The organism is Nonomuraea wenchangensis (assembly GCF_900111685.1).
GTDB lineage: Bacteria > Actinomycetota > Actinomycetes > Streptosporangiales > Streptosporangiaceae > Nonomuraea > Nonomuraea wenchangensis.
On sequence record NZ_FOHX01000006.1, the window covers coordinates 41,304 to 66,168 of the forward strand.

22 protein-coding genes are annotated in these 24,865 nt (G+C 74.7%); 14 read left to right on the forward strand and 8 right to left on the reverse strand.

The window, feature by feature from the left end; genetic code table 11:
* Positions 1-190 precede the first annotated feature (190 nt).
* From BMW85_RS19280 to BMW85_RS19290, 3 genes are read left to right on the forward strand one after another with little or no spacing between them, the layout of a single operon-like run.
* Positions 191-994 (forward strand): carotenoid biosynthesis protein, encoded by an 804-nt coding sequence (locus BMW85_RS19280; protein WP_091083079.1) that lies wholly within the window; start codon positions 191-193, stop codon positions 992-994.
* Entirely contained in the window at positions 982-2,448 is a 1,467-nt protein-coding gene (locus BMW85_RS19285) for a phytoene desaturase family protein (protein WP_245774926.1), read from the forward strand. Before BMW85_RS19280 ends, BMW85_RS19285 begins: the two co-directional genes overlap by 13 nt.
* Positions 2,445-3,767, forward strand: a complete 1,323-nt coding sequence (locus tag BMW85_RS19290) for a glycosyltransferase family 2 protein (protein ID WP_245774927.1) — start codon at positions 2,445-2,447, stop codon at positions 3,765-3,767. The genes BMW85_RS19285 and BMW85_RS19290 overlap by 4 nt, the downstream gene beginning before the upstream one ends.
* On the opposite strand, the gene BMW85_RS19295 is transcribed toward BMW85_RS19290, so the two are convergent.
* Positions 3,718-4,314 (reverse strand): glycerol-3-phosphate acyltransferase, encoded by a 597-nt coding sequence (locus tag BMW85_RS19295; RefSeq protein ID WP_091083082.1) that lies wholly within the window; start codon positions 4,312-4,314, stop codon positions 3,718-3,720. The genes BMW85_RS19290 and BMW85_RS19295 overlap by 50 nt on opposite strands.
* On the opposite strand from BMW85_RS19295, the gene BMW85_RS19300 reads away from it, so the two are divergent.
* Positions 4,289-4,990 carry a spheroidene monooxygenase gene (locus BMW85_RS19300; RefSeq protein WP_245774928.1) on the forward strand — a complete coding sequence of 234 codons (702 nt, stop codon included), beginning with the start codon at positions 4,289-4,291 and terminating at the stop codon, positions 4,988-4,990. The two genes, BMW85_RS19295 and BMW85_RS19300, sit on opposite strands and share 26 nt — an antisense overlap.
* A gap of 14 nt (positions 4,991-5,004) precedes the next feature.
* On the opposite strand, the gene plsX is transcribed toward BMW85_RS19300, so the two are convergent.
* From plsX to BMW85_RS19320, 4 genes are read right to left on the reverse strand one after another with little or no spacing between them, the layout of a single operon-like run.
* A complete protein-coding gene (gene plsX, locus BMW85_RS19305) occupies positions 5,005-5,967 on the reverse strand; it encodes a phosphate acyltransferase PlsX (RefSeq protein ID WP_091083087.1) in 963 nt (320 codons plus the stop codon).
* Entirely contained in the window at positions 5,964-6,863 is a 900-nt protein-coding gene (locus BMW85_RS19310) for a phytoene/squalene synthase family protein (protein ID WP_091083090.1), read from the reverse strand. The genes plsX and BMW85_RS19310 overlap by 4 nt, the downstream gene beginning before the upstream one ends.
* Before the next feature lie 10 nt (positions 6,864-6,873).
* Positions 6,874-8,331, reverse strand: coding sequence for a phytoene desaturase family protein (locus tag BMW85_RS19315; protein WP_091083092.1), 1,458 nt, complete (start codon positions 8,329-8,331; stop codon positions 6,874-6,876).
* Positions 8,331-9,410: a polyprenyl synthetase family protein gene (locus BMW85_RS19320; protein WP_177240762.1), complete on the reverse strand. Its 1,080-nt coding sequence runs from the start codon at positions 9,408-9,410 to the stop codon at positions 8,331-8,333. Before BMW85_RS19320 ends, BMW85_RS19315 begins: the two co-directional genes overlap by 1 nt.
* Before the next feature lie 158 nt (positions 9,411-9,568).
* Between BMW85_RS19320 and BMW85_RS19325 the strand changes: the two genes are divergently transcribed.
* The 8 genes from BMW85_RS19325 (at position 9,569) to BMW85_RS19360 (ending at position 16,614) form a co-directional block, all read left to right on the forward strand.
* The gene (locus BMW85_RS19325; protein WP_091083097.1) at positions 9,569-10,477 is read left to right on the forward strand and encodes a MerR family transcriptional regulator; all 909 of its coding nucleotides are present in this window, start codon (positions 9,569-9,571) and stop codon (positions 10,475-10,477) included.
* 90 nt (positions 10,478-10,567) lie between these two features.
* Complete coding sequence (locus tag BMW85_RS19330; RefSeq protein WP_091083099.1) at positions 10,568-11,107, forward strand: RNA polymerase sigma factor; 540 nt, start codon at positions 10,568-10,570, stop codon at positions 11,105-11,107.
* Between the two features lie 260 nt (positions 11,108-11,367).
* Positions 11,368-13,926: a sensor histidine kinase gene (locus BMW85_RS19335; RefSeq protein WP_091083102.1), complete on the forward strand. Its 2,559-nt coding sequence runs from the start codon at positions 11,368-11,370 to the stop codon at positions 13,924-13,926.
* Positions 13,907-14,332 (forward strand): roadblock/LC7 domain-containing protein, encoded by a 426-nt coding sequence (locus BMW85_RS19340; RefSeq protein ID WP_091083104.1) that lies wholly within the window; start codon positions 13,907-13,909, stop codon positions 14,330-14,332. Before BMW85_RS19335 ends, BMW85_RS19340 begins: the two co-directional genes overlap by 20 nt.
* Positions 14,329-14,679: a DUF742 domain-containing protein gene (locus BMW85_RS19345; protein ID WP_218155853.1), complete on the forward strand. Its 351-nt coding sequence runs from the start codon at positions 14,329-14,331 to the stop codon at positions 14,677-14,679. The genes BMW85_RS19340 and BMW85_RS19345 overlap by 4 nt, the downstream gene beginning before the upstream one ends.
* Positions 14,660-15,262, forward strand: coding sequence for a GTP-binding protein (locus BMW85_RS19350; protein WP_091083110.1), 603 nt, complete (start codon positions 14,660-14,662; stop codon positions 15,260-15,262). Before BMW85_RS19345 ends, BMW85_RS19350 begins: the two co-directional genes overlap by 20 nt.
* 33 nt (positions 15,263-15,295) lie before the next feature.
* Positions 15,296-16,156 carry an alpha/beta fold hydrolase gene (locus tag BMW85_RS19355; RefSeq protein ID WP_091083113.1) on the forward strand — a complete coding sequence of 287 codons (861 nt, stop codon included), beginning with the start codon at positions 15,296-15,298 and terminating at the stop codon, positions 16,154-16,156.
* A 38-nt stretch (positions 16,157-16,194) separates the two neighbouring features.
* A complete protein-coding gene (locus tag BMW85_RS19360; protein WP_091083116.1) occupies positions 16,195-16,614 on the forward strand; it encodes a CoA-binding protein in 420 nt (139 codons plus the stop codon).
* Positions 16,615-16,632: 18 nt separating this feature from the next.
* Here the strand turns inward: BMW85_RS19360 and BMW85_RS19365 are convergent, their stop codons facing one another.
* Positions 16,633-18,630, reverse strand: a complete 1,998-nt coding sequence (locus BMW85_RS19365; RefSeq protein WP_091083118.1) for an FHA domain-containing protein — start codon at positions 18,628-18,630, stop codon at positions 16,633-16,635.
* Positions 18,631-18,925: 295 nt separating this feature from the next.
* Positions 18,926-19,633: a hypothetical protein gene (locus BMW85_RS19370; protein ID WP_143082332.1), complete on the reverse strand. Its 708-nt coding sequence runs from the start codon at positions 19,631-19,633 to the stop codon at positions 18,926-18,928.
* A 175-nt stretch (positions 19,634-19,808) separates the two neighbouring features.
* Between BMW85_RS19370 and BMW85_RS19375 the strand changes: the two genes are divergently transcribed.
* Positions 19,809-20,606 carry a GntR family transcriptional regulator gene (locus tag BMW85_RS19375; protein ID WP_091083123.1) on the forward strand — a complete coding sequence of 266 codons (798 nt, stop codon included), beginning with the start codon at positions 19,809-19,811 and terminating at the stop codon, positions 20,604-20,606.
* Here BMW85_RS19375 and hglS read toward each other — a convergent pair.
* Positions 20,603-21,997, reverse strand: a complete 1,395-nt coding sequence (gene hglS, locus BMW85_RS19380) for a 2-oxoadipate dioxygenase/decarboxylase (RefSeq protein WP_245774929.1) — start codon at positions 21,995-21,997, stop codon at positions 20,603-20,605. The genes BMW85_RS19375 and hglS overlap by 4 nt on opposite strands.
* Before the next feature lie 63 nt (positions 21,998-22,060).
* On the opposite strand from hglS, the gene BMW85_RS19385 reads away from it, so the two are divergent.
* A complete protein-coding gene (locus BMW85_RS19385; protein WP_245774930.1) occupies positions 22,061-24,862 on the forward strand; it encodes an FAD-binding and (Fe-S)-binding domain-containing protein in 2,802 nt (933 codons plus the stop codon).
* Positions 24,863-24,865: the final 3 nt, after the last annotated feature.

Genomic DNA, 24,865 nt, shown 5'->3' on the forward strand with positions numbered 1-24,865 from the left:
CACACACCCGGAACTCGCCCGTGCGTGATCATCACAGCTGGAACAGGACACACAGGCAGATGTCTCCGTGGATCCGTAAGCGAGATTACTAGATCAGAGCGACTGATGCGTTCGCATCATTTGCTATCCGGCAATCTGTCTGATTTCTCACTGATGCAACCGCTGGCGCCGGGCTCACGAAAGGAAAGGTGTGAGTGAGACGACGCGAAGCGCGCGGGGAACGACCCCGCGGGCGACGGCGCCGCGGGCACCGGCGGCCAGGGTCGCACGGGCGGCACGGGCGGTGGGGCTGGCGGCGCTGGCGGCCATGGTGGCCCTTCAGGTCGCGTCCGGGATCAGCGCGGAGCCGGTGCGCTTCACCGGGATTGTCGTGGCGGTGCTGGCGGTCAGCGCGATCGGGTTCGCCGCGGCCGGCTGGGGCGCGCGGCGGACGCTCGCCGCGTTCGGGGCGGTGGTCGCGGCCGGGTACGCGGCCGAGGCCGTCGGGGTGCGCACCGGGTTCCCGTTCGGCGAGTACCACTACACCGGCCTGCTGTGGCCGCAGCTCGGCGGCGTGCCCGTCGTGGTGGCGCTGGCCTGGGGCGGGATGGGGCTGGCCGCGTACGGGGTGGCGGCGGCGGTCGCGACCGGCCGGCCGCGGATCGCCGTGGGGGCGTTCGCGCTGACGGCGTGGGACCTCTTCCTCGACCCGCAGATGGTCGGGCTCGGCCTGTGGACGTGGGCCGAGCAGGGCGCGTACCGGGGCATCCCGCTGACCAACTTCGCCGGCTGGCTGCTGGTGTCCGCGCTGGTCATGCTGCTGCTGGAGCGCATACTCGGCGGCGGGCCGCGCCCGTCACGCGGGCTGGCGGGCGTCTACACCACGATGGCGGTCATGGAGACGGTCGGGTTCGCGGCGGTGTTCCAGCCGCCCGACCCGCTGGTCGCCGCGGCCGGGGGCATGTCGATGGGCGCGTTCGCCGCGCTCGCGTGGAGGCGGCTGTGGCGGAAGTGATCGTGATCGGCGGCGGCGTCGGAGGCATGGCGTCGGCGCTGCTGCTGGCCCGCAGAGGCCACCGGGTACGCCTGTACGAGCAGCTGCCCCGGCTCGGCGGCAAGCTGGCCGAGCACCGGCGGGACGGGTTCACCTTCTCCATGGGGCCGTCGCTGCTCACCATGCCCGCGCTCTTCCGCGACCTCGGGCTGGAACGCGAGCTGGTCGAGCCGGCCGAGCTGTGCCGCTACCGGTTCGCCGACGGCTCCACGCTGACCGCCCGCCGCGACCCGGAGCTCATGGCGGCCGAGGTCGAACGGCTCGCGCCGGGCGAGGGCGCCGCCTGGCGGGCCTTCCACGCCTGGGCGGAGGGATGCCTGCGGGCCGCGGGCCGTACCTTCTTCGCCGGGCCGCTCGGCCGCCCGCCCCGCGAGGCCCGGCCGCGCGACCTGCTCGCCGTCGCGCCCGCCCGCACCCTCGACGGGCTGGCCCGCCGCTTCTTCCGCGACCCGCGCCTGCGCCAGTACGTAGGCCGCTACGCCACCTACGCCGGGTCCAGCCCGTACCGGGCGCCGGCCGCGCTCGCCTGCGTGCCCGCGCTGGAGCACGGCCAGGGCGGCTGGTACGTCCCCGGCGGCCTGCCCAGGCTCGCCGAGGACCTGGCGGCGCTGCTGAAGGAGGCCGGGGTGGACGTGCACCTGTCCGCCCCGGTCGAGGCCGTCACCATGGACGACGGGCGGGTCACCGGGGTACGGCTCGCGGGCGGCGGCCACGAGCGGGCCGACGTCGTGGTGGCGAACGTAGACGCCGCCGCCCTCTACGGCCGCCTGCTGCCGGACCGGCGGCGGTTCCGTCGCCTCGCCAGGCTCGGGCCGTCGTCGTCGGCGTTCCTGCTGATGGCCGGGGTCGAGGGGCGCACCCCCGGGCTGGCGCACCACACCGTGCTCTTCTCCGGGGACTACGAGCGGGAGTTCGCCGACATCTTCGACCGGCGCGAACCCCCGTACGACCCGACCGTGTACGTCGGCTGCTCCGCCGTCGACGACCCCGGCCAGGCGCCGGCCGGGACGGAGAACCTGACGATGCTGGTCAACGTCCCCGCCCGCGACCCCGGCCGGTGGCGTGTCGGCGTGGACGCCTACCGCGACCTGGTGCTGGAACGGCTCGCCGGACGCGGGCTCGACCTGTCCGGGCGGCTGCGCTTCGTGGACGTCCTGACGCCCGCCGACCTCCGCGACCGGTACGGGGCCTGGGCGGGGGCGATCTACGGCAGCGCGTACCGGGGACGGCTGGCGCCGTTCCTGCGGCCGGGGAACCGGGGGCCGAAACGCGGCCTGTACGTGGTCGGCGGCACGGCGCACCCCGGCGGCGGGCTCCCCATGGTGACTTTGGGCGCCCACATCGTCACCGGCCTCATCGGCCACGACTTCACCCACCCCCGCACGTCGGCCCAAGGAGGAGGGACGGGCCGATGAGCGGCGGACTGGTGAGGGGCGCGCTGGTGAACGGCCGGCTGGTGGCGGGCGGGCTGGTGGCGGGGGCGCAGGTGGTGGCCGCGGGGGTCGTGCTCGCGCGCCTCGCCCGGGGCCGCCGACGCCTCCCGCCGCTCACAGCAGCGCCCTCCGCCTGGGTCTCCGCCACGGCGGCCGAGAGCGGGACTGGGAACGGGACCGGGGCCGGGAGCAGGGCCGGGGCCGGGAGCGGGACCACGAGCGGGAGCGGGGCCGGGGCCGGGAGCGGGGCCGGGCGTGAGATGGCGGCCCCTCTCGGCAGCGCCCTGGGGATCTCTGTCGTGGTGCCTGCGCGTAACGAAATGGCGCGGATCGGGCCGTGTCTGCGGGCCGTGCTGGCCGACCCGGCCGTCAAGGAGGTGATCGTCGTGGACGACCGTTCCACCGACGGCACCGCCGCGCTGGCCGCCGGGCTGGGCGCGACCGTCGTACGCGGCGAGCCGCTCCCCCCGGGTTGGGTCGGCAAGCAGTGGGCGCTGCGGCAGGGTGTGGCCGCCGCCCGCGGCGACGTCGTCGTGACCCTCGACGCCGACACGCGCCCCGAGCCCGGCCTGTTCGGCGCGCTGGCCCGCGCCCTGGACGCGTACGACCTGGTCAGCGCCGCCCCCCGGTTCGCCTGTGACGGCCCGCTGGAACAGGCGCTGCACGCCTCGATGCTGGCCACGCTCGTCTACCGGTTCGGCCCGGTCGGCCCGGCGGCGCCGCCCCCGCCGCACCGGACCCTGGCCAACGGCCAGTGCCTGGCCTTCCGCCGTGCGGCGATGACGGGGATCGACGCCTTCGCCGCCGTACGCGGCCATCTGACCGACGACGTGGCCCTCGCCCGGTTCCTGGCGGGACGCGGCTGGCGGGTCGGCTTCCTGGACGGCGGCGCGCTGCTGGAGGTCGACATGCACGACTCGACCGCGGAGCTGTGGCGCGAGTGGGGGCGTTCGCTGCCGCTCGCGGACGTGACCGGCGCCGGCTGGCGGGCCGCCGACCTAGCGGTGATCTGGCTGACGGCGGCGCTGCCGGTGCTGCGCCTCGCCGCCGGCCGGGCGACGAGGCTGGACGCGGCGCTGCTGGCCGTGCGCCTGCTGCTGACCGGCGCGCTGCGCGGCAGCTACCGCCGGCCGGGCCTCGGCCTGCTGCTGTCTCCGCTGCTGGACCCGGCCGCCGCCGTCCGCCTCACCCAGGCGACGCTCCGCCCGGTACGCGAGTGGCGCGGCCGGACGTATCCGGCGGGGACCGGCCTCACTCCCGGCGGCCCGACAGCGCGGCCTGACCGAAACGCAGGCCGATGAGGCACATGAGCGCCCCCGTCCCCGCCACCACCTCGGCCGGCACGAACAACAACTGCAGGACGGGCAGGCCGAACACCGCCACCCGCGCCCCGGCCGCGAACGACCGCGCCGCCAGCGCCACGGCCACCAGCACCGCCACGGCCAGCGCGAACCCGGGCGGGCAGATGACCGCGGCCCCGCCGGCGAAGGTCAGGATCGACCGCCCGCCACGGAACCCGGCGAACACCGGCCAGGCGTGCCCGGCCATCGCCGCCGCCACCGCCAGGTACACGGGCAGGACGCTGTCCCCCGTCACCGCGCCGACGGCGGTCGTGTGCCCGCCGCTGACCAGCAGCGCCGCCAGCGCCGCGAGCACGCCCTTCAGCGTGTCACCGGCGAACACCGGCACGGCGGCCCGCCAGCCGAGCTGCTCCTTGACGTTCCAGAAACCGGGATTGCGGTCGCCCACCGTGCGCGGGTCGAACCCGTGCCCGCGCGCCAGCAGCACCGCCACCGGGACCGACCCCAGCAGGTAGCCGACGATGACCGACATCACCAGTACGTCCATGGCCTCGTTCCACCTCATCCGGTATGACTCCGCGGACGCCATGCGTCACATGGCCTTCGACCGCCCGCTGCTGCGGCGCACCGGCGGGCTCACGTTCTGGCGGCTGCTCGGGACCGGGCGCGGCCGGTCGATGTCGCTGGGCGCGGACCTGCGCCGGTGGGCGCTGTTCGCGGTCTGGCGCGAGGAGGCCGACCTGGAGGCGTTCCTGCGCGATTCGCCCATCGCCGGGCGGTGGCGGGCGGAGGCGGTGGAGCGGTGGCAGGTCCGCCTCGCGCCGCTGGGCTCGCGCGGCACCTGGGGCGGCCGCGACCCCTTCCCGCCGGACGTCGTCAGGCAGGGCGGGAGCGGACCGGTCGCCGTGCTCACGCGGGCCTCGATCAGGGCGCGGCGGCTGGCGGCCTTCTACCGTTCGGTGCCGCGGGTGGACCGGCTGCTGGCCCGGCAGGACGGCTGCCTGGCCTCGGTCGGGGTCGGCGAGTGGCCGCTGGCCCGGCAGGCGACGTTCTCCCTGTGGCGGGACGCGGCGGCGATGCGCCGCTTCGCCTACGGGGACGACGAGCATCTGAGGGTGGTGGCGCGGGTGCGCGCGGACGACTGGTACAGCGAGGAGCTGTTCGCCCGGTTCAGCCCGTACGGGAGCGAAGGCACCTGGAACGGCTCCGACCCCCTGGCCTGACCCGGGACGGAGCATCACACCGGTTCCAAAGAGGACAGGGAGTGGGCGACCGCGCAGGCGCGGGCGACCGTGGCGGCGGTCGAGGAGCCGTGGGCGACGATCACGGTGCCGCGCAGCCCCAGCAGCGCCGCCCCGCCGTGCGTCTGCGGGTCGTAGCGCCGGGCCACCCGCGCCAGCGCGCCAGGCTCGGCGAGGCCGGCCCGCGCGACCATGGCGAGCGCGGTCCGTACGCACCCCTCGACGTTCTTCAGCACGACGTTGCCGGTGAAACCGTCGGTGACGATGACGTCCACCGCGCCGGACAGCACGTCGTCGCCCTCGATGTTGCCGTGGAAGCGCATCGGCAGGCCGCGCAGCAGCTCCTCGGCCCGCCGGGCCAGCCGGTTGCCCTTGCCGGGCTCCGAGCCGATCGACAGCAGCCCGGCGACCGGGTCGGGCACGTCCAGCACGGCGCGGGCGTACCCGGCGCCGAGCAGCGCGAACTGGGCCATCATCTCCGGCGTCGGGTCGGCGGTGGCGCCGGCGTCCACGAGCACGCTCGCCCCGCCGGGCAGCGTCGGCAGCGCGACGCCGAGCGCGGGACGCAGCACGCCCTCGGCCCTGCCGACCAGCCGCACGGCCTGGGCGACCACCGCGCCGGTGGAGCCGGCCGACACGAACGCGGCGGCCTCGCCTGCGCCGAGCAGGCCGCAGCCCACGGCCAGGCTGGAGGCGGGCAGGGCGGCGCCGCCCACGCCCCGCTCCGTCATGGGCACGACGTCGGGGGCGTGCACGACCGGGATCTCGCCCACGGCGTCGTGGACGGCCAGCTCGCGGGCGAGGTCCGGCTCCCGGCCGACGAGGACGACCGGCACCCCGTGCTCCCGCCGGGCCGCCACCGCGCCCGCCACGGTCTCGGCGGGCCCGTGATCGCCGCCCATCGCGTCCAGCGCCACCGCGTCCCGCCCGCCCGCGTGCACGGCGTACGGGCCGGTCATGGGAGCTCCACGCGGACGCGGCGTTCGAGGCGGCCCGCCCCGGCGGAGGCCAGCAGATGGCGGGCGAAGGCGGCGGCCCTGACGTGGCGCGGCACCCGTACCCGCCGTTCCAGCACCGCGAAGCCGCCGCGCTCGATCGCGACGAGGATCCCGCCGTACAGCTCGACGGCGGCGCGCACGCACGGCCTGGACGAGGGCACCAGCAGATCGATGCCCGTCGCCGCGGCCCGGTAGTGCTCGCGGGCGCGGGCCGCCTCGAAGGCCAGCAGCTCGCGCACCGCCGGCCCCGTCCGAGACCGGCCCAGGTCGGCGGGCTCGACCCCGTACGCGGCGAGGTCCTTCGCGGGCAGGTAGACCCGGCCGCGGGCGTGGTCCTCCCGCACGTCGCGCAGGAAGTTCGTGAGCTGGAAGGCCAGGCCGAGCTGGCGGGCCGGCTCCCTGGCCGCGGCCTCCTGGCCGGGCAGCGCCTCCAGCACCGGCAGCATCATGGTGCCGATGACCGCCGCCGACCCCTCCATGTAGCCGAGCAGGTCGTCGTAGGTGGCGTAGCCGGTGACCGACAGGTCGGCGCGCATCGCGGCGAGGAAGGCGTCCACGTCGCCGTGCGCGATCCCGAACGAGCGCACGGTGTGCAGGAACGCGGGCAGCACCGGGTCCGCGACCGGCTCGCCGGCCAGCCCCCTCCCGGTGCGCTCGCAGAGCGCGTCGAGCGCCGCCCGCCGGTCGGCGGTCATGGTGAAGGAGTCGACGATCTCGTCGGCGTAGCGGGCGAAACCGTACAGCGCGTGGACGTGGCGGCGTTTCCACGCGGGCAGCAGCAGCGTGGCCAGGTAGTAGGACCGGCCGTAGCGGGCGTGCAACTGGCGGCAGCGTTCGTAGCTGGCGGTGAGCGTCAACGGGTGCCCTTTACAAAGTCAGGATGCGTTCTGCGGCGAGCCGGCCGGAGATGAGCACCGGGGGGACCCCGACGCCCGGCGCGGTGTGCATGCCGGCGAAGTGCAGTCCGGGCACCCGCCGAGCGGCGCCGGACGGGCGCAGCCACGCCGTCTGGGTGAAGCGGTGGTCGAGCGCGAACGGGGTGCCCGCGGTGTGCCCGAGCGCCGCCCACGCGGGCGGGTCGAGGACGAGCCGGGGCGACGCGGACAGGTCGCCGTAGCCGAGCGCGGCCAGCCGGCCGAGCAGCCGCTCCTCCAGCCGGGGGCGGAGCCGGTCCCAGTCGGCGGACTCCAGGTTGGGCGCGGGCTCCAGGACGCTGAGCGTGGCGTGCCCCGGCGGCGCGGCGTCCTCGTCCGTGGCGGGGCAGGTGACGAGCAGGCTCGGGTCCGGCTGCGGCCGGCCCGACTCCAGCGCCGCGAACGTCTCCCGCCACGCCCGCCCGAAGTGCAGCGTGTGGTGCGCCTGCCCGGCCGGCGGGCGCTCCAGCCCGGCATGGACGACCAGGCAGGACGGCGAGAACCGGGGGCGGCGCATCCGCCAGTCGGTGGCCAGGACGGGCAGCAGCCGCCGGGCCGCGTACCGGTCGCAGGCGACCACCACGTGCGCGGCGGGCAGGCGTTCGCCGTCCTCCAGCAGGACGCCGGTGACGCCGTCCCGATCGGCCTGCACCTCGCGGGCGCGGGCGGCGTACCGGACGGGCGCGCCCAGCTTCTCCAGCAGGGCGGCCAGCGCGGACGGGATGGCGTGCATGCCGCCGCGCTCGGGGAAGTAGACGCCGCCGACGGTGTCCATGTGCGCGATGACGGCGTAGATGCCGAGGGCGCGCTGCGGGGACAGGCCGACGTACAGGGACTGGAAGGTGTGGGCCCTGATCAGCCGCTCGTCGGTGAGGTGGCGGGCGGCGAGCCGGTCCAGGCGGCGGAAACCGCCGAGCGCGGCGAGCCTGGCCAGCGCGAGCGGGCGGGCGAGGGCGCCCAGCCTGGTCATGTCGGCGTCGATGAACGCGGGCCACTCCGCCGCGAACAGCTCGCCGAGCAGCCGACGGTAACGCAGGTAGCGGGCCGCCTCGGCGGGCCCGCACAGCTCGCGCACCCGCTCGGCCATGACCGCGCCGTCCGTGGTGAGGTCCAGGCGGGAGCCGTCGTGGAAGACCATGCGGTACGCCGGGTCGAGGCGGCGCAGCGGCAGCCAGTCGCGCAACTCCTCCCCCGCCGCGCCGAAGGTCTCGGCGAGCACGCCGGGCATGGTCAGCACAGACGGGCCGGTGTCGAACCGGTACGGGCCGAGCCTGGCGCTCCCGCAGCAGCCACCCGGCTCGTCCCTGGCCTCGACGACGGTGACCTCCCGGCCGGCCGCCGCGAGCCGTACGGCGGCGGCGAGACCGGCGAGGCCGGCGCCGATCACCACGGCGGGTCCGAGCCGGGGCATCAGCGGCTCCTGTCGGTGGCGAGCACGGTCAGCTCGGTGAGCGCCGCACGGGCGTCGCCGGGCAGGCCGGGCAGCGTGCCGAGGGCCCCGACGGCCCGCGCGGCCAGGCCGGAGATGCGCCGCTCCGCCGCGTCCAGCGCGCCGCAGGAGACGATCAGCTCGCGGGCCACGGCCGCGTCCCGCTCGGTGGTGACCGTGTCGAGGAGGGCGGCGCCGCGCGGCCCCACGCGTTCCCTGGCGTCGGCTACGAGGTGGTTGGGCTTGCCCTGGCGCAGGTCGCCGGCGGGCTTGCCGGTGCGGCCCGGGTCGCCGAAGACGCCGAGGACGTCGTCGCGGAGCTGGAACGCCTCCCCCAGCGGCAGCGCGTACGCGCTCAGCGCCCGCCGGGCCGCCGGCTCGCCGCCCGCCACCGCGTGCCCGAGGTGCAGGGGGCGCTCGATGGTGTACTTGGCCGACTTGTAGAGGGCGATCGTACGGGTGCGGCCGGTGTCCGCGCCGGCGGCGGTGCCGGCCAGGTCGAGCTGCTGCCCGGCCGTGACCTCCACGCGCAGCCGGGTCAGGACGCCGAGCGCGTCGGCGAGGTGCGGCCCGGAGCCGAGCAGCGCGGCGTCGGCCCAGGCCAGGGCCAGCAGGGCGAGCAGGGTGGTCTGCGACTCGCCGTAGCGGGCCGGGTCGCCGCGCAGGCCCGCGCGGCGGTGCTCGGCGGCCAGCGCGACGTGCGCGGCCGGGCGGCCCCGGCGGCCGGGGGCCTCGTCCATGACGTCGTCGAGGAGCAGCGCCGCGACGTGCACCAGCTCGACGGCGCAGGCGGCGTTCAGCACCGCGCCGAGCTCCGCGGCCGTGCCGCCGGCCGCGCGGTGCCCCCAGTACACGAACGCCGGCCGCAGCCGCTTGCCGCCGTCCCGGGCGAACGCGGCGAGGTGGCGGCGGACCAGGCCGACACCCTCCTCGCCGAGGAAGCCCAGCCGGGCGAGCTCCTGGTCGAGCAGCTCGCCGAGACGCTGGTCGACCAGGCGGCGCACCCGGCCGTTCCCTGCGCCGCCGGCCGGGGTGACGGTGTGCGAGGTCACGATTGTCATGCGTCCTGTCTCCTTGTCGGTACATATGTCTTCGCGAAGGCATCCCCCGCCGGTTGCATCCGGCGGTCGGCGGATCGCGAAAGGATGGTCACGGGAGTGCCGGAAAAGGGTCCGGACCAGCGGGACGACCATGACGAGCACGGGGACGGGGACGTTCGGTGAGTGAGGAAGAGGCCGGGTACGGCATCGGGGCCGTCTCGCGGCTGCTCGGCGTGCCCGCGCCCACGCTGCGCACCTGGAACCTGCGTTACGGGCTCGGCCCGAGCCGGCGCAGCGCGGGCGGCCACCGCCGCTACGACGCCGCGGACCTGCACCGGCTGCGGGAGATGAAGCGCCTGATCGCCGAGGGCCTGCCACCCGCCGAGGCCGCCCGCCACGCCCTCACCCTCACCGGCGAGCCGGCCAGGGAGCAGGACGGTGCGGCGGGGGCCCCGGGCGAGGCCGTCCCCTCGGCCGGGCCTGCGCGGGCCGGGGTCGCCTCGCTTGTGCGGGCCGCGTTCGTGCTGGACAGTCACGCCGTCTCCCACCTGCTGGAGTCGTCGCTGGCGGCGCAGGGGGTCCGGCCGACGTGGGAGGGGCTGGTCCTGCCCGCCTTCGACGCCGTCTGCCGCCGCCAGGACGACTCGGGCGCGGGCATCGACGTCGAGCACCTGCTCTCCGACCGCATCCTCGCCGCCCTGCACCGGCACACGCTCCGGCAGGCCGCCCCGTCAGGCCGCCGCCCCGTACTGCTCGCCTGCGCCGAGGACGAGCAGCACACCCTTCCCGTGCACGCCCTGTCCGCCGCCCTGGCCGAGGAGGGCGTGGAGACCCGCGTCCTCGGGGCCCGCACGCCCTACGCCGCGCTGGCGCACGCGATGCGCCGGCTGCATCCGGCGGCGGTGTTCGTCTGGTCGCAGCAGGAGCTCACGGGCGCTACCGCTCCGCTCGCCGCGCTGCCGCGGCTGCGCCCGGCGGCGCGGCTGATCGTCGGCGGCCGAGGCTGGTACGGGGCTCTTCCCGAGGGCGTGATCAGGGTAGATACCTTCCGCGAGGCGCTGTCCCAAATCCGGCGGGCCCTGCCTTGAGTGTGTCTTTCCCCCGATGACGTTGTACTGTCCCCCTCCTCCCGATATGAATAGGTTTTGAATAGGTTTTACCGGGGAGCAGGACGGACCATGGGGATGACTCCGACCACCAGCCAGCAGCGGCACTCCGAGCGCGACGACGAGGAGACCCTGAGCGACAGCTACCGCGCGCACGCGCCCGCCCTCCGCTCCTACCTGCGGCGCTTCATCTCACCCCAGGACGTGGACGACCTGCTCCAGGTCGTGTTCGCCGACGCCTGGCGCTCCCGCGAGCGCTACGACCCGTCCAGGAGCCAGGCCGCCTGGCTGTACGTGATCGCCCACCGCCGCGCCGTGGACCACCTGCGCGCCCGCCGCCCGTCCACGGTCCCGCTGGACGCCGCGGCAGAGGCGGCGGTGCCCGCGCAGCGCCCGGCGGACGAGGAGCTGGCCGACCGCGACCGGATCCGCCGCGCCCTGGCCGAGCTCTCCCACGCCCAGCGCCAGGTCATCGAGCTCGCCTACTACGGCGAGCTGACCCAGCAGGAGATCGCCGAACGCCTCCGCGTCCCTCTCGGCACGGTCAAGGCCCGCACCTCGCGCGGCCTGCACAAGCTCTCGTCCCTGCTGGCCGCGGCCGAGGCCGCCTGACCCTTCCGATCACTCCGGAACAATGTTCGGAAAGTGGCTGAAATTTCGTCACATTAGGTGACATGCCAACAGTTACGTTCACGATCGGTGTGTTGACAAAGAGTCAACCCGCTATAAGCCGCTTTCTTCGCATCCGTACCTTGAAGTACATGTGCCCCATCGGCATAGTGGACGGACCTGTAAGGAGTAATCAGTCGTGACGGGCATCCTCGGGGGGCGATACCGGCCTGCGGCTGCTCGGCGGAATTGGACATGATCGTATGAGTTCGCCCCCTCCGATCCGTGCCAAGCTGCTCCGGATCCTCTTACTCCCGCTGGTGTCGATGGTGGCACTGTGGGGCTTCATCGCCTACTCCAGCGTCCAGGAGATCATGGACGTCTCTCAGACGCAGGACCGCTGGGAGGCCATCGGCTCGCCGGTGCTGCAGCTCATCATCGAGCTCCAGCGCGAGCGGCAGCTCTCGGCCGAGGCGCCGCGCAGCACCGGCGCGTACGCGCCGCTCATCGACCAGCGCCGCAACACCGACGTCAAGGTCGAACGGCTGCGCGAGGTCATCGGCACCGTGGACGTCACCGAGGGCGGCCAGGAGACCCCCGCCCAGGTGCGCGCGCTCGTCCAGGCCCTCGACGGGCTGCAGTCGCTGCGCGCCTCGGCCGACGGCGGCGTCCTGGCCCCGCCGCTGACCATCATCGAGGCGTACAACAACGTCATCGCCGTCGCCAACCGGCAGTTCAACGACCGCGACGCGCTGAGCGACGTCTCCTCCTTCCGCTCGGTCCGCGGCATGGCGGCCTACGCGGCCACCGCCGAGTATCTGGGCCGCGAGCACGCGGTGCTCACCAGCACCATCGTCCACCGCCGCATGTCGCCCACCGACCGGGCCGCGTTCGTGGCCGCCTTCAGCAGCCGCCGGCTGGTCTTCGCCAACGCCGAGCGCGACGCCGGCCCCGAGCTGAAGGCCAACTACGACGAGCTCGTCTCCAGCCCGCAGTACCGGCGGGTGATCGAGACCGAGGACGAGCTGTTCAGCTGGGACACCGGCGGGGCGCCGCCGGTCGAGGCCGCCCAGTGGAAGGGCGACGCCGAGGCGCTGCTCGGCCTCATCAACCGGGGCACCCAGAGCGAGCTGGCCCGCGCCGCCGAGGAGGCCGAGGCGCAGAAGAGCGGCGCCTACTGGCGGATCGGGCTGGTCCTGCTCGCGGGGCTCGCCGTGATGGTGCTGTCGCTCGCGCTGTCGTACCGGTTTGGCCGCTCGCTCATCTCCGAGCTGCGCCGGCTCCAGGGCTCGGCGGTGGAGCTGGCCGAGGAGCGGCTGCCCCGCCTGGTGGAACGGCTGCGCCGCGGCGACGACGTGGACCCCGCCACCGAGGCCCCTCCCCTCGACCCGGCCGACACCGCCGAGGTGGACAGGGTCGTGGACGCCTTCGCGGCGGTGCGCCGCACCGCGGTCGAGGCCGCGGTCGGGCAGGCGACGCTGCGCAAGGGCGTCGGGCAGGTGTTCCTCAACCTGGCGCGGCGCAACCAGGCGCTGCTGCACCGCCAGCTCGCGCTGCTCGACACGATGGAGCGCCGGGTGGACGAGCCGGAGGTGCTGGAGGACCTGTTCAAGCTCGACCACCTCACCACCCGCATGCGGCGGCACGCCGAGAACCTCATCATCCTGTCCGACTCCGTGCCCGCGCGCCGCTGGCGCGACCCGGTGCCGCTGTTCGACGTCGTACGGGCCGCGGTCCTGGAGGTCGAGGACTACACCCGCGTCACCGTCGCGCCCATGCCGCAGGCCCCGATGCTGGTCGGTGCGGCGGTCACCGACGTCATCCACCTCGTGGCCGAACTGGTGGAGAACGCCACCGTCTTCTCCCCGCCGGACACCTCCGTGCAGATCCGCGGCATGACCGCGGCCAACGGCTTCGCCCTGGAGGTGGAGGACCGCGGACTCGGGCTGAACCAGGCCACGCTGGACGAGCTGAACGCGCGGCTCACCGAGCCGCCGGAGTTCGACCTGGCCGACAGCGACCGGCTCGGGCTGTTCGTGGTGTCCCGGCTCGCGGCCCGGCACGGCATCAAGATCTCGCTGCGGCGTTCGCCGTACGACGGGACGACCGCGATCGTGCTGCTGCCCGTCGGGCTGCTGGCCGGCGTGGACGCCCCGGCGCGGCCGGCCGGGCCGGTGACGGCTGGCCGGCCCATGCGGGCGATCGACTCCGCGCCCGCCGAGTCGCGGCACCGCGCGCCGGAGCCCCGCCCGCCCCTCGACCCGCCCCTCGGGCCGCCTCTCGACGCCAAGGTGCTCAACGGCCACCCGGTCCGCTTCGCCGACGCGCCCGGGGACGCCCCCGGCGACGACCCGGAGGAGCAGCCGGCGGAGAGCGCGCCGGAGCCGGTGGCGGAGGAGCCGGCGCGGCCCGAGCGCGGCACCTGGTTCGAGGCCGCTCCCCCGTCGCGGGCGGGCAACGGCAGGGGCGGCGGCGCTGCTCCCGCCGCGGAACCGCCGCCCGCGCCGCCCGCGCGCCCCGCCCCGGCCGTCCCGCCGGGCCCGCCTCCGGGCTGGAGCGTGACCGTTCCGCCGCAGGAGGCCGACGAGGACCTGGACGGGCTGCCCATGCGGGTCCCGCAGGCCAGCCTCGCCCCTCAGCTCCGCACCGCGAGACGGACCCAGGCGCGCGGCGTCTCCGTACGCTCGCCGGAGGAGCTCGCACAGCTCATGTCGTCCATGCAGCAAGGCTGGCAGCAAGGACGCCGCCTGGCCGACGAGCCGCAAGGACAAGACGTGTGGAACCGAAAGGACGACCATCCCGATGCCCGACCCCAGAAATGAACTGAGCTGGCTTCTCGACGACCTCACCCAGCGCGTCCCCGGCGTCCGGCACGCCATCGTGCTGTCCGCCGACGGGCTCGCCATGGGCGGCTCCCGTGACCTGACCCGTGAGGACGCCGAGCACCTGTCCGCCATCTCCGCCGGCAGCCACAGCCTCGCCATGGGCGCGGGCCGGCACTTCGGCCTGGGCGGCGTACGGCAGACGATCATCGAGATGGAAGGGGGCTTCCTGTTCGTCACCGCCGCGGGCCAGGGAGCCCGGCTGGCGGTGCTCGCGGCGGCCGACGCCGAGCTCGGCATGGTCACCTACGAGATGGCGCTGATGGTCAAGAGGGTCGGCGAGCACCTCTCCGCGCAGCCGAGGGGAGCGGCACCGGCACCCGCCTGGAACGGCGCGAGACCGTGACAGGAGAGGATCCCGGCCCCCTGATCCGGCTGTACGGACTGACCGGGGGCCGGGCGCGCCCGCAGGGGGAGACGTTCGACCTGGTGGCCATCGTCGTGACGGTCGCCGGGTCGCACGAGTTCGCGGACCTGATCCCCGAGCACCGCGCCGTGCTGTCGCTGTGCCGCCGGCCCACGCCGGTGGCCGACGTCGCGGCGCATCTCAGGCTGCCGCTCAACATCACCCGGGTGATCCTGGGCGACCTGCGGCGCGAGGGCCTGGTCACCATCGAACGGCCGCGCCCGGTGGCGCAGACGATCGACGAACGCATCTACAGGGAAGTGCTGCATGGGCTACGCAGCCTCTGAGCCGGGGACGACGGCCGTCGCCCCGGCCTTGGCCATCAAGATCCTCATCGCGGGCGGGTTCGGCGTCGGCAAGACGACCATGGTCGGGACCATCAGCGAGATCCGTCCCCTGCACACCGAGGAGCTGCTGAGCGAGCGGGGCGTCGGGGTGGACGACCTGTCGGGCGTGGAGTCCAAGACCACCACCACCGTGGCGCTCGACTTCGGCCGCATCACGATCCGCGACGGGTTGTGGCTGTACCTGTTCGGGACGCCGGGGCAGGACCGGTTCTGGTTCATGTGGGACGAGCTGGCGCTCGGCGCGCTCGGCGCGGTGGTGCTGGCCGACACCCGCCGCCTCCAGGAGTGTTTCCCCGCCGTGGACTACTTCGAGCAGCGCGGCATCCCGTTCGTGGTGGCCGTGAACTGCTTCGACGGGGCCCGCAGGTACGAGCCCGCCAAGGTGCGGCGCGCGCTCGGGCTGAGCGAGACGACCCCGATCGTGCTGTGCGACGTGCGGCGCCGCGATTCGGTCAAGGAGGTGCTGACCACGCTGGTCACGTACGCGGTGGAGGGCGCCCGCCCGCCGGCGGGGCGGCGATGAGCGGGTAGCCGCCCGGCTGGGTAGTGGCCGCGGATGTTCGACGACTTCGCGACCGACGTGATCGACGTGGGCGAGACGGAGCTGTACGTCCGGCACGGCGGCTCCGGCACCCCGCTGCTGCTCCTGCACGGTCATCCGCGTACGCACGCCACCTGGCACCGCGTCGCCCCTCTCCTGTCCCCCCACCACTACGTGGTCTGCCCCGACCTGCGCGGTTACGGCCGCTCCGGCAAGCCGCCCACCACCCCCGACCACGCCCCCTACGGCAAGCGCGCGATGGCGCGGGACCTGGTCGCCCTCATGCGGGCGCTCGGCCACGACCGCTTCGCCGTGGCGGGGCACGACCGGGGCGCGTACGTCGCCCACCGCCTGGCCGCCGACCATCCCGGCGAGGTCACCCGCCTGGTCGTGATGGACGCGATCCCGATCGGCGAGGCGCTGGCCCGCGCCGACGCGCGCTTCGCCGCGGCCTGGTGGCACTGGTTCTTCCTCGGCCAGACCGACAAGCCGGCGGAGCACCTCATCAACGCCGACCCCGACGCCTGGTACGGGGCCACGGAGGAGCAGATGGGGCCGGAGGCTTACCTGGACTTCCGCCGCGCCGTGCACGACCCGGTCACGGTCCACGCCATGTGCGAGGACTACCGGGCCGGGCTGACGGTGGACCGGGCCGCCGACGACGCCGACCAGGCGGCGGGCCGCCGCGTCACCTGCCCGACGCTGTTCCTCTGGTCGTCGAGGGACGACATGGAGGACCTGTACGGCGACCCGCTGGCCATCTGGCGCACCTGGGCCGACGACGTGACCGGTCATCCGATCGACAGCGGCCACCACATGGCCGAGGAGGCTCCCGAGGAGCTGGCCTCCGCCTTACTGGCGTTCATGAAGCGCTGAGGCGGAAATTCCCGGCGGGGCGGCCGTGTTGCCCGGACATGGGCAATGCTTACGCGGACGAGAACGTCATCCGCCGGCTCCTCACCGAGACGCGGACGTGGGCCTTCGTCGGGCTGTCGGACAACCCCCACCGCACGGCGTACGACCAGGCGGGCCTGCTGCAGACGCGCGGCAAGCGGATCATCCCGGTCCATCCGGCCGCCGAGACGGTGCACGGCGAGCCGGGGCACGCCTCACTCGCCGAGGTGCGGGAGAAAGTGGACGTGGTCGCGATCTACCGGCGCGCCGAGCACGCCGGGCAGGCCGTGGACGAGGCCGTCGCGATCGGCGCCGGGGCGGTGTGGCTGCCGCTCGGCGTCGTCGACGAGGCCGCCGCGCGGCGGGCGCGGGAGGCCGGGCTCGACGTGGTGATGGACCGCTGCCCCGGCGTCGAATGGGCCCTCCGCCGCACCCGCTGACCCGGCCCTGCGCCGGGGTCAGACCATCTGGCCGCTCGGTCCCCTGCGGATCACGCGGGTGGCCTGGCGGCGGTCGTCGGGGGGCGGGGACGGGGACGGTGACAGCGGCGGGGACGGCGGCGGGGACGGCGGCGGGGTGGACACCAGCAGGTCCGGCGGGTCCTGCCGGTAGAAGATGTCGATGTCCACCTCCTCGCCGCCCATGACCAGCGTGTCCCAAGCCCCACTGGCGAGGAACGCGCGCAGCGCCTCGGGGCTGAGGCAGCGCAGGTGGGCCCGGAGCGCGGCGTCGTCGGGCAGGCCGGGGATGCGGGAGGCCAGCCGGTCGCGGATCTGCCGGAGCCGGTCCATGAACGCGTCCAGATCGGCCTCCCTGGACCCGTCCGCGGCGGCGCCGGCCTCGGGTGGCGTGAGGCCGTCGGCGATCAGGTCCTTGACGGCCCGGGTGACGCCGTCGCCGTCCGTGGCCACCATCGCCTTCCACGCGCGGCTCTTGTGCCGGTACTGCAGCATCGACATGGCCGCCTCGTGCCGGATGAAGTCGGCGTCGCGGAACGGCCGGCCGCGCCAGCTCTGGCTGAGCGTACGCGCCAGCGAGATGGCCGAGGCCAGCCCGCTGTTCAGCCCGCGCCCCGGCCAGAAGTGGATGGCGTTGGCGGCGTCGCCGAGCAGGAACCCGTACGTGCCGGGCGTCCCGGCGGTCGGCGGGTGGAGCTGGGCGGTGAAGCGCGGCCGCTGGACCATGTCGAGCCGGAACGCGGTCACCGCGCTCAGGTTCTCCTCGGCGACGCCGAAGAAGCGCAGCCCTTCCCGCACCCGCGTCCACAGCCGCGAGCCCCTGACCAGCGCGGGCAGGAACAGCGTGCCGTGCGTGGAGCAGTGGAACTCGCCGTGCTCGGTCCGGTCCATGAGGCAGGGACTGGCGGCGACGCACTGCTCGAACACGTGCCGGACCGGGTCGATGCCGATGACCTCCTTGGCCTCCTCGTCGGTCAGCCGCATGTTGAGGAAGCCCTCGCCGCGCAGGGCGTTCAGCAGGAAGCGGTTCTGGGCGACGGTGAGCAGCACGGTCATCGGGTCCGGCAGGTCGGACTTGACGCGCAGCCCGAGGACGACGTCCTGGAGGTGGTGGCCGTCGAGGGAGTAGATCGAGGTGTCGGCGTTGCCGAACTTGGCCGCGAAGTGGGCGCGGGTGCGTGAGCGCCCGCCCTCGCAGATGGCGAGGACATGGTCGCGGGCGGTGGCCTCGCGGTGCTCGTCGGGCGAGAACCGCCCGGGGACCAGCCGGATCCGGTCGGGGCGTTCGTTCGCCAGCTCCAGGAGCGTGTCCTCGATGTAGGCGATGCGCAGGTTGCGCGGGCCCTGGCCGCGGATGGAGTCGGGTCCGGTGGGCCACATCTCGGTGTACGCGCCGGGCGCGAACAGCCGGGCCTGCGCCCGTTCGGGCAGGTTGAGGTACTGGCGGCTCTGGACGGTGACGACCTGCTGCCGCCGGATGTTGCCCTCCTCCCTGCCCTTCCACACGACCCGGGCGCCGTCGCTCCTCCAGCGGCCGTCGTACACGGTGATCGCGACCCGCTCGCCCATGAGCTGGTCGAGGAGCAGGGCGAGGCTGAGCCCGACGGGGCCGCCGCCGCTGATCGTGACGCGCAGGACCTGCCCGGGGTCCACCGTCCGTACGGCGCTCCGCACCGTCCCGGTGCCCATGATGGTCTCGTCGTCCTCGCCCGCGAGCTCGAAGCAGAAGACCTCGTCGTCGATGGTGATCAGGTCGCCGGGGCGCAGCACGTGCGTGTCCACGCGGGCGCCGTTGACCAGGGTGCCGTTGCGGCTGCCCAGGTCGCGCAGGATGTAGCGGCCCTCCTCGTGGCGCACCTCGGCGTGCGAGCGCGAGGCCCGGCCGCCGGCGATGACCACGCCGCTGTCGCTCCTGCGGCCGAACGTCAGCGGCCGCTCGCCGAGCGGGAACCGTCTTCCGGACTGAGGGCCCTCGCGCCCCACGATCACCGGCGGCATAGGTAACTCCCATTCCCTAGCCAATGGATTGGAGCCGTGCCGCTACAGCATGGGACGGGATGAACCTATTTACCAGTGAAAATTACTCATACAAGAGAATCCGTACGTTTGAGGCGGGTAGGCCGAGGGGTCGGAATCCAGAAGGGGAGTCGCGTCATGATCGTATTGCGCCGTCTCACGGCAATCCGGGCAAGCCTGGCGCTGCCCGGCCTGCCCGGCCCGTCACCTGGCCCGGACGAAGCCGCCGACCAGAGCCGGCGTCGCCGCCGTCGCCGCCGCCGTTGACCCGCCGGGGTCACTTCCAGGGAAGTCTTCTCCCCTTGTACGAGGGGTGCTTGGTCTCCCAGTACCGCCAGCCCTCGAAGCGGGCCGGCACGTTGGCGATGCCCGTAGCGATCTCCACCTGCCGGCACGTGGAAAGGACCGACCACGCCGACCAGCCGATGCGGTAGCCGAACACCCGGTACCACATGTTGCCGTACATCCCGTCGCTGATCTCGCGCGTGTACTCGTGCCCCGTGAACACCATGTGCCGCTCCTCCAGGTGCGGGATGCCGTTCTTGCGCAGCGCGCGGATCACCTCTCCGGGCTCGATGGGGTTGGTGGTCCTGGTCCACTCCTTCTCCGTCTCCAGGAACGCGAGCACCTCGTGCTCCCTCGTCACCGACACCGTCATCGAGCCGCCGGGGCCGTCGGTGAAGCGGGTGCGCGGGACGAAGAAGTTGCGCGGTGAGATGTGTCCGCGCTTGTAGAAGATCCGTGGCGTGCACACGCTGTGGTCGTGGTCCTTGATGATGCGGGTGCGGTGCCGGCGGCGCTCGTCGACGTTCTCCTCGTCGTTGACGACCTCCTCCTCGTCGTTGACGGTGTCGTTGTCGTCGTCGTCCGTGCGGTTGTCCCTCCGGTCGTTCGTCCGGCTGTCCGTCCGGTTGTCCGCCCACGCCGGAGCCAGCGTGGTGGCGAGGACGAGCGAGAGCGTGCCGCACGCGGCGGCCTTCCGCATTCCGCGGTGAAGGTGAATGGGCGCGAACATGTGCTGTTCCTTTCGGAATTGCCTGCTTCACGATGCTTGCAGGAGGCACGAATCACACCCGACCGCCACACCGAACGTGAATATCCCGTACCAGGCAAGAATTGGTGAAGAACCTATGGCGCACCCGTACGGGTAGCATGCCTCCATGCCGCCCACCCGCGAACACGCCGAGCTGAAGCTGCAGCCGCTGCCGCAGGCGGGCCGGTCGCTGGCCGAGCAGGTGATCTCCGAGGTGCGCCGGGCGGTGCACTCCGGCGCGATGGTCCCGGGCCGGCTCTACTCCGTCTACCAGATCGCCGAGCAGCTCAACGTCTCCCGCAGCCCGGTCCGCGAGGCCATGCTGCGCCTGGTGGAGGCCGGGCTGGTGCAGGTCGAGCGCAACCGAGGGTTCCGGGTCGTGCTGCCGCACCCGCGCGAGATCGTCGAGATCTTCGGGGTCCGGCTCGCGCTGGAGCTGCCCGCCGTGCGGCGCGCGGCGGGGGCGGGGCCCGCCGGGCTGGGCGCGGCGCTGCGGGAGACCATGGAGCGGATGGCGGCGGCGGTCTCGGCCGGCGACGAGGAGCTGTTCTTCCACCTCGACCAGGCGCTGCACGACCGCATGCTGGTGGCCGCGGGCAACGGGCGGGCCCGCGCGATCGTCGGCGGCCTGCGCGACACCATGCGCATCCTCGGCTCCTCCACCGACGATGCCTCGCGCACGCTGCGGCAGGTGCACGAGGAGCACGAGCCGATCGTGGCGGCGGTGGCCGCGGGCGACGCCGGAGGCGCGGTGCGGGCCATGCGCGCCCACCTGACCAACACCGGGCTCATCCTCGCCGCGCAGGCGGCCCGCGCCCAGGGCGAGCCGGTGGACGTGGCCGCGCTCTGGGCCGCCGTCGTCGATGAGCCCGTCGTCGAGGAGCCCGCCGTCGAGGAGCCCGTCGTCGAGGAGCCCGCCGGCTAACCGACCTCGCCGGGCAGGCCCAGCTCCTCCCGTGCGCGGGCCAGCGACTCGGCGCGGATCGCGGCGTACAGCTCGTACGGGTCGTGCAGGGTCCGCCCGAGCACCCCCGCCAGCTCCTCGGGGCCGAGGTCGGCGCCGGCCTCCGTGACGTCCTTGGCGCCGTCGGAGGTGAGGTTCGACTGGAAGATGCCGGCCGCCGAGCGGGGCAGGAAGTCCTCGTACACGATGGGCCGGGCGCTCACCCAGCCGCCGGCCAGCAGCTCGGCGAGGCCGGCCGGGGGCGCTCCAGCGGGCCGGTCCTTTGCGGCGTGGAAGGTGAAGTACGCCAGGTCCCGCGCGGCCAGCTCCGCCTCCGTGCCCGGCACCCGCGCCTCCCACAGCGCGGCGGCCACGGCGTTGCGCTCCTCCGCGTCCACCCGCCGCCCGGCGAGGGCGTCGTCCAGGGCGGCGGCCAGCTCGTCGTAGAGCGCCCGCCCGGCCGGGGTCACCGCGATCCCCCGCGCCTCGACCTCGCCGAAGCGCACCCGCAGGTCGTCCTCGACCACCCGGCCGTCGTCCTCGCGGAACAGCCGGGGCTCGGCGAGCGCGCGGAAGGAGGTCTGGCGCAGCAGCAGGTCGGGGCCGGACCAGCGGGGCGGTCCCTGGATGGCGTCGATCATGGTGATGCCGCGCCCGGACATACGGGCGTAGAGGGCGTCGATGTCGAGCACGCGCGGGGTCAGGTGGTTGACGTGCGTGCTCGGGACGCCGCCGATGTCGGCGGCCACGGCGGAGACCCGCTCCAGCTCGGCGTACCAGCCGCGCGAGACCGGCTCGCGGGACAGCTCGAACGAGCGCGTGGCGAGCGTCAGGAACTCCTCGGCCGCCGCGTCGTCCAGCCCGCCCTCGGCCTCGGCCCGGTCGGCCAGCTCCAGCAGCCGCGGCGGGAACAGCCGCCGGGCGTCCAGGAACGCCTCCAGCCTGCGCCGCAGGTCCTCGCCGAAGAACCGCCGGTCGCCCGTGACCAGCATGGAGGTGAAGACGCGGAACGGGTTCGCGGCCAGCTCACCGGCGTCCACGGGCCGGAACGCCGTCGAGACGACCGGCACCGAGCTGCTCGCCGCCTCCCGCAGGTCGTAGAAGCCGACCGGGTACATCCCCATCGCGCCGAAGATCCGCGCGACCTGGGCCAGCTCGCGGGGGGTGCCGACGCGGATCGCGCCGTGCCGCTCGGCGGTGACCCGGCCGATCGAGCCGAGCCGTTCGGCGTCCGCGCCCATGCGGTCCAGGACCTCGCGGTTCACCTCCTGGGCGACCTCGACGAGCGTGGTGTAGGCGGGGACCTCGGTGCCGTACATGGCCGACAGGCGCCGGGCGAAGGCCGCCCGCAGCGCGGTCGCGTCCACCATCATGCCGTCCCTTCTCGTGGTCCTGGTGGCTGGCATGGTACAGGGGTCGCATGTAACATGCTACGTATGGACCGAGCCGCGGCTCTCGCGAGCGACCTGCGCCGGCGCGGCGTGGCCGACGTGCTGACCGACGGCACCACGCGCGCGGTCCACTCCTCCGACGCCTCCCTCTACCGGGTGCCGCCGCTGCTGGTCGCCCGGCCCAGGACCGCCGAGGACGTCCACGCCGCCGTCGAGCTGTGCGCCCGGCACGAGGTCCCGCTGACCGCGCGCGGCGCGGGCACCTCGATCGCCGGCAACGCCGTCGGCCCCGGCCTGGTGCTCGACTTCAGCCGGCACATGGACCGGGTGCTCGCACTCGATCCCGAGGCCCGTACGGCGGTGGTCCAGCCCGGCGTGGTCCAGGCGGCGCTGCAGCGGGCGGCGGCCCCGTACGGGCTGCGCTTCGGCCCCGACCCGTCCAGCCACACCCGCTGCACCATCGGCGGGATGATCGGCAACAACGCCTGCGGCTCCCGCGCGCTCGGCTACGGCCGCACCTCCGACAACGTGACGGGACTCAAGGCCGTCGCCGGCGACGGCACCCATCTGGACCTGCCCGAGCGGGCCGGGCCGGCCGCGCTGCGCGACCTCGTGGCGGCGAACCTGGCGACGATCCGCACCGAGTTCGGCAGGTTCGGCCGCCAGGTGTCCGGCTACGCGCTGGAGCACCTGCTGCCGGAGAACGGCTTCGACGTGACCCGGCTGCTCGTCGGCAGCGAGGGCACGCTCGCCGTGCTCACCGAGGCGACGGTGCGGCTGGTCGCCGATCCCGCGCACCGCGCGCTGGTCGTGCTCGGCTACGCCGACATCGCCGAGGCAGGGGATGCCGCGCCCGGCCTGCTCGCCTTCCGGCCCACCGCGTGCGAGGGCCTCGACGCCCGCATCGTGGACGTGGTGCGCGCCCGCCGCGGCCCCGGCGCGGTCCCGCCGCTGCCGGGCGGGGCCGCCTGGCTGTTCGCCGAGATCGCCGGCGACGACGAGGCCGAGGTGCGCGAGCGGGCCGGCCGCCTGGCCGCGGGACACCCGGACGCGCTCGTCGTCACCGACCCGGCGAAGGCCGCGGCGCTCTGGCGGATCAGGGAGGACGGCGCGGGCCTGTCCGGCCGCAGCCCGGCCGGGCGGCCGGCGCACGCGGGCTGGGAGGACGCCGCGGTGCCGCCCGCGATGCTCGGCCGCTACCTGCGCGACTTCGAGGAGCTGCTGGCCGGTCACCGGCTCACCGGCCTGCCGTACGGGCACTTCGGCGACGGCTGCCTGCACATCAGGATCGACCTGCCGCTGGACCGGCCCGGGGGGACTCAGGTGCTGCGCGAGTTCCTGGTCGCCGCCGCCACGCTCGTCGCCGGCTACGGCGGCTCGCTGTCCGGCGAGCACGGCGACGGCCGCGCCAGGAGCGAGCTGCTGCCGCTCATGTACTCCCCCGCGGCGATCGGCCTGTTCGAGCAGGTGAAGGGCGTCTTCGACCCGGCCGGCACGCTCAATCCCGGCGTGCTGGTCCGGCCCCGCCCGTTCGACGCCGACCTGCGCGTCCCCGCCGCCCGCCCGGCCCCCGGCCCGCTCGCCCTGGCCTACCGGCACGACGGCGGCGACTTCGGCCAGGCGGTGCACCGCTGCACCGGCGTGGGCAAGTGCCGGGCCGACAACACCGGGACCGGCGGCGTCATGTGCCCCTCCTACCTGGCGACCAGGGAGGAGAAGGACTCCACCCGGGGCCGGGCGCGGGCCCTCCAGGAGATGCTCAACGGCGGCGACGTGTCGGGCGGGTGGCGTTCGCCCGAGGTGCACGAGGCACTTGACCTGTGCCTGGCGTGCAAGGGCTGCGCCTCCGACTGCCCGACCGGCGTGGACATGGCGGCGTACAAGGCGGAGGTGCTGCACCAGAGCTACCGGGGGCGGCTCCGCCCGGCCTCGCACTACGCGCTGGGGCGGCTGCCGCTGTGGGCGCGGCTGGCGTCCCGGATGCCGCGCGCGGCCAACGCGGCCCTGCGCGCGCCCGCGCTGCGCCGCCCGGCGCTCGCGCTGGCCGGGGTGGACGCGCGGCGCACGCTGCCCGCGTTCGCGCCGCGCACGTTCCGCTCCTGGTTCGCGCGCCGGCCACGGCCGGCGGCGGGCGAGCCCGTGCTGCTGTTCGTGGACACCTTCACCGACCACTTCGCGCCCGAGATCGGCCGGGCCGCCGTCGCCGTGCTGGAGGCCGCCGGGTACGCGCCCCGCGTCACCGCGCGCCGCGGCTGCTGCGCGCTGACCTGGATCTCCACCGGCCAGCTCGACCAGGCCCGTCGCATACTCGGCCGGACCGTGCGCGACCTCGCCGCGGCGGCCGGTGACGGCGTGCCGATCGTGGGCCTGGAGCCGTCCTGCACGGCGGTCCTGCGCTCGGACGCCCTGGAGCTGCTGGACGAGGCCACCGCCGCCCCGGTCGCCCACGCCACCAGGACCCTCGCCGAGCTGCTCGCCGCCACCCCCGGCTGGCGTCCGCCGCCGCTCGACGGCGTGCGTGTGGTGGCCCAGCCGCACTGCCACCACCACGCCGTCATGGGCTGGGAGCCGGACCTGCGGCTGCTGCGCGAGGCCGGCGCCGAGGTGCGCAGGCTCGGCGGCTGCTGCGGCCTGGCCGGCAACTTCGGCGTCGAGAAGGGCCACTACGAGGTGTCGGCGGCGGTCGCCGGGCAGCAGCTCCTGCCCGCGCTGGAGGAGGCCGCGCCGGACGCGGCCGTGCTCGCCGACGGCTTCTCCTGCCGCACCCAGATCGCCGACCTGTCCCCCAGGCGCGGCGTCCACCTGGCCCAGCTCCTGGCCGACCGGCTCACGCCAGAAGGGAACTGATCC

Excerpts from the sequence above, each read along its gene's own strand:
- BMW85_RS19290 (WP_245774927.1), top strand. The coding sequence starts at position 2,445 with ATGAGCGGCGGACTGGTGAGGGGCGCGCTGGTGAACGGCCGGCTGGTG.
- BMW85_RS19300 (WP_245774928.1), top strand. The coding sequence starts at position 4,289 with ATGACCGACATCACCAGTACGTCCATGGCCTCGTTCCACCTCATCCGG.
- BMW85_RS19295 (WP_091083082.1), bottom strand. The coding sequence starts at position 4,314 with ATGGACGTACTGGTGATGTCGGTCATCGTCGGCTACCTGCTGGGGTCG.
- plsX (WP_091083087.1), bottom strand. The coding sequence starts at position 5,967 with ATGACCGGCCCGTACGCCGTGCACGCGGGCGGGCGGGACGCGGTGGCG.
- BMW85_RS19315 (WP_091083092.1), bottom strand. The coding sequence starts at position 8,331 with ATGCCCCGGCTCGGACCCGCCGTGGTGATCGGCGCCGGCCTCGCCGGT.
- BMW85_RS19320 (WP_177240762.1), bottom strand. The coding sequence starts at position 9,410 with ATGACAATCGTGACCTCGCACACCGTCACCCCGGCCGGCGGCGCAGGG.
- BMW85_RS19330 (WP_091083099.1), top strand. The coding sequence starts at position 10,568 with ATGGGGATGACTCCGACCACCAGCCAGCAGCGGCACTCCGAGCGCGAC.
- BMW85_RS19335 (WP_091083102.1), top strand. The coding sequence starts at position 11,368 with ATGAGTTCGCCCCCTCCGATCCGTGCCAAGCTGCTCCGGATCCTCTTA.
- BMW85_RS19340 (WP_091083104.1), top strand. The coding sequence starts at position 13,907 with ATGCCCGACCCCAGAAATGAACTGAGCTGGCTTCTCGACGACCTCACC.
- BMW85_RS19350 (WP_091083110.1), top strand. The coding sequence starts at position 14,660 with ATGGGCTACGCAGCCTCTGAGCCGGGGACGACGGCCGTCGCCCCGGCC.
- BMW85_RS19355 (WP_091083113.1), top strand. The coding sequence starts at position 15,296 with ATGTTCGACGACTTCGCGACCGACGTGATCGACGTGGGCGAGACGGAG.
- BMW85_RS19360 (WP_091083116.1), top strand. The coding sequence starts at position 16,195 with ATGGGCAATGCTTACGCGGACGAGAACGTCATCCGCCGGCTCCTCACC.
- BMW85_RS19365 (WP_091083118.1), bottom strand. The coding sequence starts at position 18,630 with ATGCCGCCGGTGATCGTGGGGCGCGAGGGCCCTCAGTCCGGAAGACGG.
- BMW85_RS19370 (WP_143082332.1), bottom strand. The coding sequence starts at position 19,633 with ATGCGGAAGGCCGCCGCGTGCGGCACGCTCTCGCTCGTCCTCGCCACC.
- BMW85_RS19375 (WP_091083123.1), top strand. The coding sequence starts at position 19,809 with ATGCCGCCCACCCGCGAACACGCCGAGCTGAAGCTGCAGCCGCTGCCG.
- hglS (WP_245774929.1), bottom strand. The coding sequence starts at position 21,997 with ATGATGGTGGACGCGACCGCGCTGCGGGCGGCCTTCGCCCGGCGCCTG.
- BMW85_RS19385 (WP_245774930.1), top strand. The coding sequence starts at position 22,061 with ATGGACCGAGCCGCGGCTCTCGCGAGCGACCTGCGCCGGCGCGGCGTG.